Origin of the sequence: Prescottella defluvii, assembly GCF_000738775.1 — a bacterium.
GTDB classification, from domain to species: Bacteria; Actinomycetota; Actinomycetes; order Mycobacteriales; family Mycobacteriaceae; genus Prescottella; species Prescottella defluvii.
Window position 1 is genome coordinate 41,086 of record NZ_JPOC01000003.1, and the last position, 13,908, is coordinate 54,993.

A 13,908-nucleotide genomic window follows, 5' to 3' on the forward strand; every position below is an offset into this window, starting at 1 on the left:
GGAACATGCTTGGAGTTGATTCAATTCCGATCACCCGGCCGATGTGAGGGCCGACACAGTTCGGGGGTGGGTGGCGCTATCGTCGACCGGTGGATCTCGTGTCACGACTTCTCGACTGCCCGCGCGGGCGGTTCTTCAGCGCCAACGTCGGCTATCTGTGCCACGACGACGAGCAGGTCTCGCTGCACATGCGGCCGCGGACGCACCGCACCGTGCTCGACACGCTCGCGAAGGTCGACGCCCGCGCGGTGGCCGCGCTGCCGGAGGCCGCACTGCTCGACGCGCTCGGCCTCGCGGTGGACTTCGCGCGCTACTGGCAGCCGCCCGACGAGGAGGATCTACTGTTCGCCCACCCGGATGCCGTTGCGGCGCTGCGCCCGATCGCCCAGGCCGCGCTGTCCTCTCCCCACGCCGCCTGGTGGGGCGACCCGGTCGATGTCGACAATCAACGTTCGGTGGAGGGGTTCCGTCCCGAACGCGGTTGGGCCGAAAGGCCGCTCGCGGACCACCGCCCCGACGACGCCCTGGACCGATGGCGGCACCACGCACTCGAGTGGGAGGCCCGCTTCCGGCAGTACCTGGCGGAGGATCCCGGTTCGAACGTCGGCGGCGAGTGGTGGTCGACGCCGGTTCCCAGTTCGACACCGAGCACGACCAGGGAGCGAGAGGGGGTCGGCGCCCTCGAGTTGCTGCTGGAGGAGGACTCGATGGGCTACGACCGCGCCCGCGTCCGGCCGGTGCGCGTTGACGGCACGCCCCGGGCGTACGAGATCGGGGGGCCGGCGGACTGGGCACGCCTGGTAGACAGCTATCCGTTTCCGGTACCGGCGTCGCGGCGTTCAGAGTGGTACTACACCACCGGGCGATACCTCGACTGGCACATCCCGGACTGGGTGGCCGTCGCCGCCGACTACGACGCGGTGCACCTGACCGTGCACGGCTACCTCACCACGCCCGGAATCGCGATCCCACTGGTCGAGCGCCCGGGTGCGACCGTGCTCGCCGGCTGGGACCCGGACGCCACCTTCTGGCTGCGCGCGGGCGTCATCACCATCGACGACGACCCGATCGAGTGGCACCGGACCCCGACTGGTCCGTGGACACCCGCCCGGGCCGGCACGGACGCGATCGACTAGCTCAGCCGCGGGCGCGTGCCGCGTGCACCCGATCCCAGAGATGCCGGTCGGTGCGCGGACCGCCCCGGGTGTCGGCTCCGTAGCGGGCGATCTCCGCGTCGATGTCGAGCGGACGCGTCGGCGGCTGCGCCGGAACCAGTTCGTCGATCGCGAGGGCGTCGGGCACCAGCCAGCACACCTCGAACTCGATGCCATCGGGGTCACGGCCGTACAGCGCCTTGGTGGAACAGTGGTTGCTGGCGCCGGTCAGCGCGCCGGCGGCGAGCAGACGGTCCCACATCTCGGCGAGCCCCGCGAGGGTGTCGACCTCCCACGCCAGGTGATAGAGGCCGACGTTGCCCGGGGTGACGCCGCTGCTCGGGTTCGGGCTCTGGAACAGGCCCAGATCGTGATCGTTCACCGAGTCCTGTGCCTGCAGGAACGCCGCGCCCGGGAATCCGCCGGGAAGTGCCTTGAACCCCAGCACATCCTGATAGAACGCCAGACTGCGCTGCAGGTCCGACACGAACAGGACAGCGTGGTTGAGTCGCTCGATCGCCAACGCGGTCAGCCTCCGAAGTTGTAGTTGACGCCGGTCAGTTGCTCCGACAGCGTCCACAATTGTCGCGCAACGCTCCGGTCGTGCGACTTCCGGTTCGAGGAAACCACTTTGGGATAGCCCCGCGTCTCGAACAGCGACGACGGGCCGAGGTAGCTGCCGCCGGCCACGTCGGGCACGGTGGCGGCGTACAGCATCGGCAGCGCGCCCATCTCCGCCGACTGCGCGATCACCGGGTTGGCCAGCGCCATGACCCGGCTCGAGATCGACTCGGTGTGCGACTGCAGGTTCGTCGACGCGTACCCGGGATGCGACGCGAGCGCCCGGACATTCGAGCCCGACGCCGACAGTTTGCGCTGCAACTCGTACGTGAACAACAGATTCGCGAGCTTGGACTGCCCGTAGGCGGGCCAGCGCCGGTAGGTCCGCCGCTCCCAGTTGAGGTCGTCGAGGTCGATGCTCCCGATCTTGTGCATCGCACTCGACATCGTCACGACCCGGTCGCGGATCTTGTCGAGCAGCAGCCCGGTGAGCGCGAAGTGGCCGAGGTGGTTGGTGCCGATCTGCATCTCGAACCCGTCGACGGTGCGGCGCAACGGCACCGCCATCACGCCGGCGTTGTTGACCAGCACGTCGAGCGAGTCGATCGAGGCGGCGAACTCCTGCACCGACGCCAGGTCGGCGAGATCCAGCTTGCGGACCTCGGCGTTCTCCCCCAGTCCGGCCGCGACGGCCCGCCCCTTGTCGACGTCACGGCACGCGAGCACGACGTGCGCCCCGGCCCGCGCGAGCGCCTTGGCGGCCTCCGCGCCCAGGCCGCTGTTCGCGCCGGTCACGACGAACGTCCGGCCCCGCTGATCGACGATGTCCCGCGTGGTCCATGTGGTCATGGCCACAGAGTACGGAAATCGTGATCAACGGGGCGTCAGTCCTACCGGAGTGGTCTCGTCACCACGCGTCGAGAGCGTTCAGGATCTGCGGCCGGGCCTGCCACAACTCCGCCGACCAGTACGGCCAGGAGTGAATGCCCGTGGCATTGAACTTGAATGTCGCCGGGATTCCGAGGGTGGCGAGCCGAACCTGGAATGCCCGCGACGTGATCATCGAGACGAATTCGAGGCCCATACCCATCGTCGTGTTCCAGTAACCGATCGGATCCGACGGGCGGTCGTACACACCCGGGAGTCCGCTGCCCGACGAGACGTAGAGCGACATTCCCTGCAATTGCGGCGCCGAGACGAAGGGGTCGTTACGGAGCCACGCCGGATCCCAGGGGAAACCCCACATCGAATCGGCGTTGTAGCGGCCGACGTCGTACAGCGCCAACCGGATGGCCTCCCGCATCCCGGGCGCCGTCGTGTGCAGATAGCCCGACAGTGAACCCGCGAACTTGAACTGATCGCGGTGATAGGCCGCGAGCGTCATTGACGCCGTGCCACCCATCGACAATCCCACGATCCCGGTATTCGCCCGATTCACACCGAATCTGGCGAGATAGTCGGGCAATTCACGGGTAAGGAATGTCTCCCACTTGTACGTGAACTTCTGATTGTTGAAATTACTGGGGTTGTACCAGTCCGAATAGAAACTCGCCTCACCACCGACGGGCATGACGAGGGTGACATTGTCGCGCGCGAATTGTTCCATCGCGTTGGTCTCGAAGGTCCAGGCGTTGCGATCGTTCCCGGCCCGCATGCCGTCCAAGAGATACAGAGACGCATTGCCTCCACGCTCGGCCCACTGGACCTGAACCTTGATGTCCCCCATCGAGGACGGAACCCACAGTTCCTGGTAGCCACCCCGCTGCACCTGACGGATCGGCTCGGCCGCCGCGATCGGCGCCGCCCCCACCGCCACCCCGGCGAACACGAGCAGTGCGGCGAGCAGAACCGCCACGGGGTTGTTCCAGATCCTCCGTCGATTTACGGCGAGATACATCCCAACTTCTTCCTCCACGAGCCGCCGATCTCGACGAACAAAACGAATCCGACCACACGATTGATCTTCCGCGCACACCGATGCGTTAACACTCGCGAATGTGGCAAATCTCTCGAAATTCGAATTCATGAGAATTTCATGAGAATTTCCGGGAATCGGCCGAAGTCGTGCTACGCCACCCCGACCCCCGCCGACAGCGCGCGCGGCGCGGATTCGCGACCGCAGCGCACCGGCGTGACGACGGCCCAGCCACCCACCCCTCGAGGGCGGCACGCGCCGAAACTTACCGAAGGGTAAGTTACGGCCGTGTGCACGTCAACGACTTGCGCACAACTCGCGCCCGCGCCCTGGGCCGCGTGCCCGCCGGCGGGTACCGTCGGCGTGTGCCCGCCGCTCCCCTGCCCGTCCGCGACGGCCTCAACCCCACCCGGCTCCGGCTGCCGAACGACACGTCGTGGCCCACCACGGTCGCCTACCTGCTGGACCGCTTCCCCGACGACGCGGCGCGCCTGCTCGAGAAGACCGACGCCGGTGAGATCGTCGACGAACACGGCTCCCCGATCACCCGGACGACTGAGTACCGCCGGCACGGGTTCGTCTACCTGTACCGCGATCCCCCGGCGGAGAAGCGGGTGCCGTTCGAGATCGAGATCCTGCACCGCGACGAGAACCTCCTCGTCGTCGACAAACCGCACTTCCTCGCGAGCACCCCACGCGGGGCCTACGTCGTCGAGTCGGCGCTGGTCCGCCTGCGCCGCGATCTCGACCTACCCGAACTCACCCCCGCGCACCGCCTGGACCGGATCACCGCGGGCGTGCTGGTGCTCACCGTCCGCCAGGAGGCACGACGGGCCTACCAGTCGCTGTTCGACGAGCGTCGTGTGACGAAGGAGTACGAGGCCTTGGCCCGCCACGATCCGAGCGTGCAGCTGCCCACCACCGTTTGCAGTCGAATCATCAAGGAGCGCGGCGTCTTACAGGCCCGCGAGGTCCCCGGAATCCCGAACGCCGAGAGCCGGATCGAACTGATCGGGACGCGGGACGGCATCGGCCGGTACCGTCTCCTGCCGCACACGGGCAAGACCCATCAGCTGCGACTGCACATGAGTTCGCTAGGCCTTCCGATCCTCGGCGACAACTTCTACCCGGAGTTCTACGACGTCGCGGGCGACGACTACTCGGCGCCCCTGCAACTCCTCGCGCGCAGCATCGAGTTCGACGACCCATTCACCGGCACGCGCCGCCGCTTCGAGAGTCGTCGCACGCTCGAGGTCTGACCGCACCCCTTTCCCGCTCCGTGGTGGAACCCGGTCCCGCCATACCAAGCAAGTGCTAGGTTGCCTGGGGGTTCACGAGAACACCCACCCCACGACACCCGGGAGCACGCCGTGACCACCTCATCGTCGAGTTCGACGCCCACCACCGCCCTCGTCACCGGCGGCACCGGCGGCATCGGCGCCGCCGTCGTCCGCCGTCTCGCCGCCCAGGGCCACAACGTGGTCCTCACCTACCGGTCCAACGCCGAGGCCGCGACCGAACTGGTCACCGAGATCGAGGAACTCGGGGTCCGGGGCGCCGCCCACCGCGTCGATCTGTGCGACGTCGATCAGCTGGGCGACCTGGTCCGCACCGTCACCGCCGACTTCGGCGACCTCTCGATCCTGGTCCACGCCGCCGGACCGCACATTCCGATGGTTCACCTGTCCCGCATCGAACCGTCCACGTACGCAGAGCATCTCAACGCCGAGGCGACCGCGTTCTTCACCGTCGTGCAGGCATGCCTGCCGGCACTGCGGGAGGCGTCGGGCTCCGTGGTCGCGGTGACCACCGCCGCCACCGACCGCTACCCGGTGCGTGACGGCCTGTCCGCCGGCACCAAGGGCGCCGTCGAGGCCCTCGTGCGCGGATTCGCGGCCGAGGAGGGACGCTACGGCGTCCGCTTCAACGCCGTCGGGCCCGGCATGCTCACCGACGGCATGGCCGAACGCCTGATCAGCTCACAGAGCCTCGACCAGCGGGCCCTCGACGTCACACTGAGCCGCATCCCCTTGCAGAAGTTCGGCACCGCTGTCGACATCGCGGAGGCCGTCCACTTCCTCGCCAGCGACAAGGCCGGATTCGTCACGGGACAGAAGCTCAACGTCGACGGCGGCTACACCGTCTGATCGCGCGACCGGCTCGGGTTCACGGCAGGATCATCCGGGCCGAGCACTCGAGCCGGTCCGCGATGTGCCCGTACGAGTCGTAGCCCATGCCGGCGCGCAACAGTGCACCCGCGTAGAGCATCTCGAGCGCCTCGAGCAGATCGTCGTCGGGCTCCGGACCGAGCGCTTCGAGCAGTCGCTTCCGGATCTCGATGCCGATCCGCATCCGCAGGTGCGTCACGTCCGGGTCGCGGCCGAGCAGCGCGGTGGTGACCGCGGCAGCCAGCTCCGGCTCGTCCGACACCAGGAGCGCGACGCTGCGCAGCACCCCGACGACCCGCGTCGTGCGGTCGTCGGACGGCTCGGAATCACTCGGCATGGCCGAGAGTCGACGCCAGAACACCTCCGCCACCAGGTGTTCCTTGGACGAGAAGTAGGTGTACGCCGTGGCCGGCGCGACCCCCGCCTGCGCCGCCACCAAACGAACGGTCAATCCGGCGAAACCGTTCTCCCGAAGCACCTCCACCGCGCAGCGGGTGAGGCGGGAGACCGTCTCCGCCTGCTTGGACGTCAGACGGCGGCGGGTCGATTCGAAATTGCCAGACACATGTCCGGAGGCTACGCGACGGTGGAACTCCGAGCGACGACGGCCCCTGCTCGACGTCCCGAGTACACGCAGTCCGCGATCGACAGGCCGCTGACGTACGACTGCGAACAGATCCCCACCGCGTTGCGGCCGGCGGCGTACAGGCCCGGGATCGGACTGCCGTCCTCCCCGGTCACCGCGCCGGTCTGCTCGTCGACGACCAGCCCGCCCAACGTGAGCACCGGGCACGGGAACCCGGCCTGCACACGAATCGAGCAGTCGAACGCGTAGAAGGGCCCGTCGACCAGCGGCGTGACATGCGCGGCGTCCTTGCCCATCACGTCGGGGCGACCGTCGCGCCGGTCCGCGTTGTACCGATCGAGGGTGCGCGCCAGCCCCACCGGATCGATCCCGGTGCGGCGGGCCAAGTCCTCGGCGGTGGCACCCTTCTTGTGTCCGACGCTGAACAGGTACGTGGTCTGCAACCGCTGGAACCACAACGTCTGCTCGGGCACCTGACGCTTCGCGTCGGCCAGGACTCGGGAATCGACGACCAGGTACGCGGCCACATCCGTCTGCTCGGCGATGTGCTCACCGATCTTCGCGCCGTAGTACAACTCGTTGCAGATGCGTTCGCCCTCCTTGTTGACGAGGATGCCCTCCGTCATCGCGATCGGCGGATTGAAGAACCGCCACGCCGACACCCGCTCCATCCGGTCGGTCGCGCCGCCCACCGACTGCCCCAACCGGATGCCGCTGCCGTCGTCGCCGATCGTTCCCAGCGCGGTGCCGCCGAGGTACCGCGGCGCGTGTTCCTTCAGCATCTCCCGGTTGAAGGCGAACCCACCGGCGGCGAGGATGACGCCCTTGCGGGCCCGGTACCGCCGAACCACCGAGTGCTCACGCTCGATGCGGCCGATCGGGCCGTCCATGAGCCGGCCGATCGGCCGGTAGTACAGGTTCATCTTGCGGTTCCACGAGCCGAGCACCCGGTGCAGAACACGGCGCACGGTCGCCCGCGGATCCACCTCCCGGCACTCGATTCCGATCACGGTGCCGCCGTCGTCGGTGATGAGCGACGTGACCGTGGTCTGCCGGCGCACATCGATCCGCCGCTTGCGGGCGGCCTTCTCCATCGCGGAGAAGAAGACCTTGCCCGACGTCCCCCGCCCCTTGGTGCGGTGCCCGCGCGGCGCCGGTTCGGCGACATCCTTGTACGGCGGCGCCAGTTCGTTGCCCGAGTAGTACAGGTAGTAGTCGTTGGTGGGGTACGACGTCTTCCGCGGCGCCATGCTGCCCTCGAACGGCACCCCCAGCCCCTCGAGCCACTGCAGGTTCTCGACGCTGCGCTCGCAGAAATCGTCGAGCAGTTCGTCCGAGACCACACCCGACGTCTCGAGCCCGAGGTACTCGAACATGTTCGCCGGGGTGTCGTTGTCGAACCCGGCCTCCTTCTGCTGCGTCGTGCCGCCGCCCGCGTAGTAGATGCCGCCGCTGATCGCCGTGGCGCCGCCTCCGTCGAAACGCTCCACCACCAGCACCTGCGCGCCCCGGTCCGACGCCTCGATCGCCGCGCTGGCACCGGCCGCACCGAAGCCGACGACCACGACGTCCGCCTCGCCGTCCCAGCGCTCGGACTCACTGTGCACCTGCATGTTCCGTCTCCTCGTCGATTCGGTCGCCTCGCGTGTCACACCCACGCGTCGCGGATGTCCTGTCCCAGTTCGCTCCGCCCGAAGAGCGCCAGCGCTTGATGCGGGTCGTTGATCACGTGCGCCCGGCCCGCGTGTGCGTCACGCCAGAACCGCTGCATCGGTGTCCCCCGACGCAGCGCGCCACCACCGGCATGGTCGAACAACCGATCGATCGCGGCGACCGCCATCCCGGTGGCACTCACCTGATCCCGCCGAATCTTCGCGCGCAACGACAACGGCAGTCGGTCGCCGTTCTCGGCGAGCTCCGTCAACCGGGAGATGTTGCTGTCCAACTGCATCCAGGCGAGTTCGATGTCGCGGGCGGACTCGGCGAGGGCCACGTGCATGTGGTTCCCGTCGGCAGTGCGCCCACCGATCGGCATCTGCACCCGCTCCGCGATCAACGATGTGAACGCGGAGTACATGCCGTCGGCCATTCCCACGATCGGTGCCGAGATGGCGGTGGAGAACACGACAGAGAACGGAAGCCGGTACAGCGGAGATGGATTCGCGTCCTGCCCCGGTCCGACGCACTGCACGGTCGAGGCGAAGCTCAGGGTGCGGTACTCGGGCACGAAGGCGTCGTCGATCACGATGTCGTTGCTACCGGTGCCCCGCAGTCCGACCGTGTCCCAGACGTCGTCGACCGTGTAGTCGCGGGCCGGCACGAGGAACGTGCGGAAATCGATCGGATCGCCGGCGTCGTCGACGACCAGACCACCCACCAGCACCCAGTCGGCATGCGCGGACCCCGACGAATAACTCCACCGCCCGGAGAAGAAGTACCCGCCGTCGGAGGCGATGGCACGGCCCATCGGCGCGTACGCCGAGGACAACAAGGTGTCCGGGTTCTCACCCCACACGTCCTGCTGGGCGCGGGGATCGAACAGCGCCAGGTGCCACGGGTGGACACCCACGACGGATGCGACCCACCCCGTGGAACCGCAGGCACTTGCCAGCGACCGCACCGCCGCGTAGTAGTCCCGCGGATCGGCCTCGTACCCCCCGAAACGACTCGGTTGCAGCATCCGGAAGTGCCCGGCATCGGTGAGCCTGCGGACCACGTCGACCGGGACCTGCCGCGCGTCCTCGACGTCCTGGGCACGTTCGCGCAACTCCGGCAGGAGCGCCTCGATGTCGCGCAGTACATCCGCGACTTGCCGGTCACCCATCGAGCCCCAATCCCAACCGAGGTCGCCCCCGGCCACGTCCGCACCGACCGATATCTCGGACGATCACCTGCACTGGCCCAGAGATTAGAACAGGGTACAAATTTTGTCGATCATCGGCGCAGGAAACCGCTCAGCGTCCCGTCGTGGGCGAGCCACCGAACCGACACCAGACATACCGCCCCAACTGGCACGACAGCACGAGGAGCCCGCCGGACCGACCCGCCGGACCACCCCGCGCCCCATCGCTCGTCGAGGCCGTGCCGTGGGGGTGGAATCTGTTCTAGATTCTCGGGTGACGGGCGAGCGAGGCCCCCGTCCGACAGTCAGCCGTAGTCGGCGAGCACCAGCCGGGCGACGTCATCGACATTGCGCACGGCCTGCGCGTAGCTGATCCGCCCCGCGACCCAGAACGTCATGGCCGACAGCATGGCCCCGTCGATCGCGAGGATCGCCGTGCGCGCCACGTCGCCGGGGACGCCGTCCATCAACTCGCGCACCGCAGCGTGATTGTCCGCGGCCCGACACCGCATCGACTCGCGCACGTAGGGGTCGGACGACATCGCGAGTTCGAGGTCGAGGCGCGCGAAGTTGGGGCCTCGCCGAAAGGCCCGCATCTGCCGCCGGTACAGCGCCACCACCCGGTCCAGAACACTGCGCGGATCCGGCGTCCCGGATTCGCGGGCCCGCCGACGCTCGGCGTCCAGCTTGCGCGACAGCCGATCGTTCCACGCCACCATCGACGCAGCCATCAGGTGCGCCTTGGTCGGGAAGTACCGGTACAAGGTGCCCAGCGCCACCCGCGACCGCTCGGACACCTCCCGCATCTGGATCCGGTCCGGCTCCACCTCCTGCAGCAACTCGATCACGGCGTCCGTCAACGCCGCACGCCGCGCACGTTGGTTCGACGTCATCTCCGTGGTCGCCATCGGGGCCTCGCAGTCAGGTCGCACCCGGTCACGGTAGCCGAGCCACGGACCCGCGAGAGGTCCCCGCCCCACCCACCGATTTGAAACTATATTCTTGTTTCTACCGAAAGGCCCTTGCTCTATATAGGTTTCGACGACCGATTCGTACTGCCGAGTAACCGACCGTCGGTGGTCGGAGACCACCTCCAGCTTGGCGCGACGGCGGCCGGGTGGGTATAACTCAGGTACTACTCGATACTCATCACAGGACCGGATCTCCGACTCGGCCGACGACTGGAGGGCACATGACGGTCATCGACGACGACCTGGACGTCTCGGCTTCGAGCGTGCCGCCGACCATGGCCGAGCGGATCACCCTGATCCTCGACCAGTTCGACGGCGCCGGCACCAGGCTGACCGCGGAGGACCTGGTCCAGCTGACCCACATCCCGCGGTCGACGACGCACCGGATCCTCGACCAGCTCACCCAGCTGAACTGGCTTCGCCACAACGGGTTCGGATACCGCCTCGGGTGGCGGGCGATCGCCCTCGGGCGCAGCACCGAACGCGACGAACTTCGCGCCGTCGCCGCACCGCACCTGCATCAACTGCATCTGCGGACGAAACTGATCACGCACCTGTCAGTGCTGGACGGGCGCGACATCGTGTGGCTGGACAAGGTCGGTGGGCGTTGCGCGGACTCCATCGCCACCCGGGTCGGCGGCCGCAGCCGCGCGGATCGCACCATCGAGGGACGCTCGATGCTCGCCCTGCTACCCCCGGAGCACGTCGACGCGCTCTATCGGGACATTCTGGCGCCGGCGGCACTGCCGACCCTGCATCGTCATCTGGCAGTCATCCGGACACGCAGCGCCCGCGCCTGGGACACCGATCCGTCGGGAGTGCTGTCCGTTGCTGCGGCAATACGTTCCGGGGAAACCGATGCGGTCCAACTGGGTTGCGTCTCGCTGCGCGGCCGTGTCTCCACCGACCAGTTGCAACGGGTCCTGCCACTGCTCGCGGGAGCGACGCGGATGATCTCGACACGACTCGCCGAGGGCTGAGAGAAGACCGAGAAGAGGACTCGGAGAGAGAGAAGTGGTGGCCAGAGCCGGGATCGAACCGGCGACCTTCCGCTTTTCAGGCGGACGCTCGTACCAACTGAGCTACCTGGCCGGAAGGCACCCGAACGAATGCCTATCGCATCGAGTCGATTCCGACTCGAATGAGCGACCCTGACGGGACTCGAACCCGCGACCTCCGCCGTGACAGGGCGGCGCGCTAACCAACTGCGCCACAGGGCCTTGCTGTTACTACTGGTGGAACTGTACTGCTTCCACAGGGAGCCGGTGCACGCAAGAGTCTTGCATGCGAAGACTCCGCGATCGAGTTGTCATCCTCGTTGCGGAGTCTGTCGACTTCCTATGGTGGCCAGAGCCGGGATCGAACCGGCGACCTTCCGCTTTTCAGGCGGACGCTCGTACCAACTGAGCTACCTGGCCGGACGGCACCCGAACCGAATGCCTATCTCGCCCCACCGTTTCCGGTGAGACAAAGCGACCCTGACGGGACTCGAACCCGCGACCTCCGCCGTGACAGGGCGGCGCGCTAACCAACTGCGCCACAGGGCCTTGCTGTTACTGCTATTCAACTGTACTGCCTGCTACTGCCTGCTTCGACAAGCGAAGCGTACCCCCTACGGGATTCGAACCCGCGCTACCGCCTTGAAAGGGCGGCGTCCTAGGCCGCTAGACGAAGGGGGCTCGTCGGATTTCTCCGGCCAGTACCCTCAACGGCGTTCCGTTGGGAGCTTGCATAGCTTAGGTCACCGATTTCGCAAACCACAAATCGCCTGTTCAGGCCCCACAAAGGCGGAATCAGTGCCCGAATCAGTCCGGTGCCGCGACAACCGTCGCCGCCGGCCATCCCTCACGACGCCACTTCTCCAGCCACGCATCCGACGCCATCCCGGCGAGAACCACCTCGAGCGTCTCCTCGAACCTCGCCCGCAGGTCGACCTCCTGTGCCGTCAGATCGGACATGTACCGCTGCCCGGCCAGGCCGGCCGCGAGGACACGCGTGAACTTCTCCAGATCGGCGCCCTCCCGCACCAACCCGTCCCGGCTCGCCCTCTGCACCAGATCGCGTGCGGAACCGCCCCACACGCTCGCCCCGCCGTTCTGCACGTCCGAGTAGAACTCCGGCTCGATGATCAACCGGAACTCCGCCTGCACGATCGCGTCGGACAGGAACATCTGCGCAACGTCGTCGATGAGGCCGTGCAGGATCTCGAACGGATCCAGATCCGTCCGGCTCATCCACCGGTCCGTCGTCTCCTTGAATTTCTCGAGGGCGGCACCCAGCACCGCGCGCCCGAGTTCCTCCTTCGATTCGAAGTGGAAGTACATCGCGCCCTTGGTCGCGTGTGATCCCTCGAGGATCGCATTCACCGATGCTGCCGCGTATCCGCGCTTGCTGAACTCGACTGCGGCCGCTTCCACGATCGCAGCGCGAGTCCGCCGCGCACGTTCCTGTTGACGTGCCATTGCGCTACTCGCCTCCGAAAGCCGTAACGCCGGCCGAGTGCCCGACCGGCTGCCTCCCGCCCGAAAACCAGACTAGTCCCCTTGTGCCGGGGTCCGAAACAACGATCCGCTGACCTCGGACTTCGACGGCAAAGGTCAAAAACACACCGAGTGGTATAATTTTCGCGGCTCGGGTGCGCTGCAGGGGGTGTACACCCGAGCCGCACGTCCCTCCGGATCCGCCTCTCGGATCGGCTCGACAGCCCGGCGCCTACAACCACCCGCGTCGCCGGAAACTCACCCACAGCCCGGACGCCAGACCGACCAGCAACACGGCGCTGAGCCAGAAGCCGAGCGGATCCGAATAGCCGGGAAACGGGATGTTCTGCCCGAAATACCCCGTCACTCCGGTCGGTATCGCGATGATCGCCGCCCACGCGGTCAGCTTCTTCATGATCTCGTTGAGCGAATTGCCCTGCATCGCCAGGCTGGTCGCGAGGATCGACTCGATCGTGTCGCGGAGGCTGTCGATCCGCTCCGTCGCGCGCAACGCATGGTCGTACACGTCCTGGTAGTACGGCACGATCTCGGCGGAAGCCGCGTGCGCCCCCGGCCGCAGCAAGGCGCTCAGCGCCTCGTTCATCGGCAGAACGACCCGCGAGAGCTTCACGACGTCCTTGCGCAACGCGAAACTCTGCAACTGGATGCCCCGGGTCGGGCCGGACCCTTCCAACAATTCGTCCTCGAGGGCCTGGATCCGCTCGTCGAGGTCGTCCAGGACCTCGAAGTAGCCGTCGACCAACTGGTCGAGCAGCGAGTGCAGCAGGAACCCGACACCGCGTTCGCTGAGCGCCCCGATGTCGTCCCACTCCGCGAGCAGTGGCTCCAACGGGAACCCGTCGTCGGAGCGAATGGTGATCAACGCCCGTTGGAGAATGAACGCGGCCACCCGCGTCGAAGCGGGCGATCCGTCGCGGCCGTCGATGCGCACCGCCCGCGCGTGCAGAAGACTGTGATCGCGGTACCGCACCAACCGAGGACGCTGACTGCCCTCGGCCGCATTCTCGATCGCGAGGGGATGCAACTCGACCTCGCCGTCCACCATCGGCGCCAGCGCGAGCAGATCGGCCAGCGTCGGCGCCAGCAGATCCACCCAGATCACCGCGTCCGGGTCCGCCCGGTGCCCGGCCAACTCCGCCAACGGCACGTCCGACGCAACCAGCGCCCCGCCCCGGTACAGCCGGTTGCGATGAACGCAACTCACCTGGAC

Annotated in this window: 13 protein-coding genes and 5 tRNA genes; 4 read left to right on the plus strand and 14 right to left on the minus strand. The window is 67.5% G+C overall.

Annotated elements, in window-relative coordinates; all coding sequences use genetic code 11:
* Positions 1-89: 89 nt before the first annotated feature.
* A complete protein-coding gene (locus tag IJ15_RS0100570) occupies positions 90-1,136 on the plus strand; it encodes a hypothetical protein (protein ID WP_031936408.1) in 1,047 nt (348 codons plus the stop codon).
* A gap of 1 nt (position 1,137) precedes the next feature.
* Here the strand turns inward: IJ15_RS0100570 and IJ15_RS0100575 are convergent, their stop codons facing one another.
* From IJ15_RS0100575 to IJ15_RS0100585, 3 genes are read right to left on the minus strand one after another with little or no spacing between them, the layout of a single operon-like run.
* The gene (locus IJ15_RS0100575; protein ID WP_031936409.1) at positions 1,138-1,677 is read right to left on the minus strand and encodes a VOC family protein; all 540 of its coding nucleotides are present in this window, start codon (positions 1,675-1,677) and stop codon (positions 1,138-1,140) included.
* Positions 1,678-1,682: 5 nt separating this feature from the next.
* A complete protein-coding gene (locus IJ15_RS0100580) occupies positions 1,683-2,564 on the minus strand; it encodes an oxidoreductase (protein ID WP_031936410.1) in 882 nt (293 codons plus the stop codon).
* Positions 2,565-2,622: 58 nt separating this feature from the next.
* The gene (locus tag IJ15_RS0100585; protein ID WP_031936411.1) at positions 2,623-3,612 is read right to left on the minus strand and encodes an alpha/beta hydrolase; all 990 of its coding nucleotides are present in this window, start codon (positions 3,610-3,612) and stop codon (positions 2,623-2,625) included.
* A 383-nt stretch (positions 3,613-3,995) separates the two neighbouring features.
* Here IJ15_RS0100585 and IJ15_RS0100590 point away from each other — a divergent pair, with 383 nt between their 5' ends.
* Both IJ15_RS0100590 and IJ15_RS0100595 read left to right on the plus strand, forming a co-directional pair.
* Positions 3,996-4,889 carry a pseudouridine synthase gene (locus tag IJ15_RS0100590; protein WP_031936412.1) on the plus strand — a complete coding sequence of 298 codons (894 nt, stop codon included), beginning with the start codon at positions 3,996-3,998 and terminating at the stop codon, positions 4,887-4,889.
* A gap of 111 nt (positions 4,890-5,000) precedes the next feature.
* Entirely contained in the window at positions 5,001-5,777 is a 777-nt protein-coding gene (locus tag IJ15_RS0100595; protein WP_031936413.1) for an SDR family NAD(P)-dependent oxidoreductase, read from the plus strand.
* Between the two features lie 19 nt (positions 5,778-5,796).
* Here IJ15_RS0100595 and IJ15_RS0100600 read toward each other — a convergent pair whose 3' ends face one another.
* From IJ15_RS0100600 to IJ15_RS0100615, 4 genes are all read right to left on the minus strand, one after another.
* A complete protein-coding gene (locus IJ15_RS0100600) occupies positions 5,797-6,363 on the minus strand; it encodes a TetR/AcrR family transcriptional regulator (RefSeq protein ID WP_031936414.1) in 567 nt (188 codons plus the stop codon).
* Positions 6,364-6,374: 11 nt separating this feature from the next.
* Positions 6,375-7,997 (minus strand): FAD-binding protein, encoded by a 1,623-nt coding sequence (locus tag IJ15_RS0100605; protein ID WP_031936415.1) that lies wholly within the window; start codon positions 7,995-7,997, stop codon positions 6,375-6,377.
* A 35-nt stretch (positions 7,998-8,032) separates the two neighbouring features.
* Positions 8,033-9,208, minus strand: a complete 1,176-nt coding sequence (hsaA, locus tag IJ15_RS0100610) for a 3-hydroxy-9,10-secoandrosta-1,3,5(10)-triene-9,17-dione monooxygenase oxygenase subunit (protein ID WP_031936416.1) — start codon at positions 9,206-9,208, stop codon at positions 8,033-8,035.
* A 323-nt stretch (positions 9,209-9,531) separates the two neighbouring features.
* Entirely contained in the window at positions 9,532-10,134 is a 603-nt protein-coding gene (locus tag IJ15_RS0100615; protein ID WP_031936417.1) for a TetR family transcriptional regulator, read from the minus strand.
* 284 nt (positions 10,135-10,418) lie between these two features.
* Between IJ15_RS0100615 and IJ15_RS0100620 the strand changes: the two genes are divergently transcribed.
* A complete protein-coding gene (locus tag IJ15_RS0100620; protein ID WP_031936418.1) occupies positions 10,419-11,177 on the plus strand; it encodes an IclR family transcriptional regulator in 759 nt (252 codons plus the stop codon).
* Positions 11,178-11,212: 35 nt separating this feature from the next.
* On the opposite strand, the gene IJ15_RS0100625 is transcribed toward IJ15_RS0100620, so the two are convergent.
* The 7 genes from IJ15_RS0100625 to IJ15_RS0100655 all read right to left on the minus strand — a co-directional run bounded on the left by IJ15_RS0100625 (position 11,213) and on the right by IJ15_RS0100655 (position 13,902).
* Positions 11,213-11,289 (minus strand) — tRNA-Phe (locus tag IJ15_RS0100625).
* A 54-nt stretch (positions 11,290-11,343) separates the two neighbouring features.
* A tRNA-Asp gene (locus IJ15_RS0100630) sits at positions 11,344-11,417 on the minus strand.
* 121 nt (positions 11,418-11,538) lie between these two features.
* Positions 11,539-11,615, minus strand: a tRNA-Phe gene (locus tag IJ15_RS0100635).
* Between the two features lie 55 nt (positions 11,616-11,670).
* Positions 11,671-11,744, minus strand: a tRNA-Asp gene (locus IJ15_RS0100640).
* Between the two features lie 59 nt (positions 11,745-11,803).
* Positions 11,804-11,876, minus strand: a tRNA-Glu gene (locus IJ15_RS0100645).
* 126 nt (positions 11,877-12,002) lie between these two features.
* Positions 12,003-12,659, minus strand: a complete 657-nt coding sequence (locus tag IJ15_RS0100650; protein ID WP_031936419.1) for a TetR/AcrR family transcriptional regulator — start codon at positions 12,657-12,659, stop codon at positions 12,003-12,005.
* 250 nt (positions 12,660-12,909) lie between these two features.
* Positions 12,910-13,902, minus strand: a complete 993-nt coding sequence (locus IJ15_RS0100655; RefSeq protein WP_231569375.1) for a magnesium transporter CorA family protein — start codon at positions 13,900-13,902, stop codon at positions 12,910-12,912.
* Positions 13,903-13,908: the final 6 nt, after the last annotated feature.

Excerpts from the sequence above, each read along its gene's own strand:
- IJ15_RS0100580 (WP_031936410.1), bottom strand. The coding sequence starts at position 2,564 with ATGACCACATGGACCACGCGGGACATCGTCGATCAGCGGGGCCGGACG.
- IJ15_RS0100585 (WP_031936411.1), bottom strand. The coding sequence starts at position 3,612 with ATGTATCTCGCCGTAAATCGACGGAGGATCTGGAACAACCCCGTGGCG.
- IJ15_RS0100605 (WP_031936415.1), bottom strand. The coding sequence starts at position 7,997 with ATGCAGGTGCACAGTGAGTCCGAGCGCTGGGACGGCGAGGCGGACGTC.
- hsaA (WP_031936416.1), bottom strand. The coding sequence starts at position 9,208 with ATGGGTGACCGGCAAGTCGCGGATGTACTGCGCGACATCGAGGCGCTC.
- IJ15_RS0100615 (WP_031936417.1), bottom strand. The coding sequence starts at position 10,134 with ATGGCGACCACGGAGATGACGTCGAACCAACGTGCGCGGCGTGCGGCG.
- IJ15_RS0100620 (WP_031936418.1), top strand. The coding sequence starts at position 10,419 with ATGACGGTCATCGACGACGACCTGGACGTCTCGGCTTCGAGCGTGCCG.
- IJ15_RS0100650 (WP_031936419.1), bottom strand. The coding sequence starts at position 12,659 with ATGGCACGTCAACAGGAACGTGCGCGGCGGACTCGCGCTGCGATCGTG.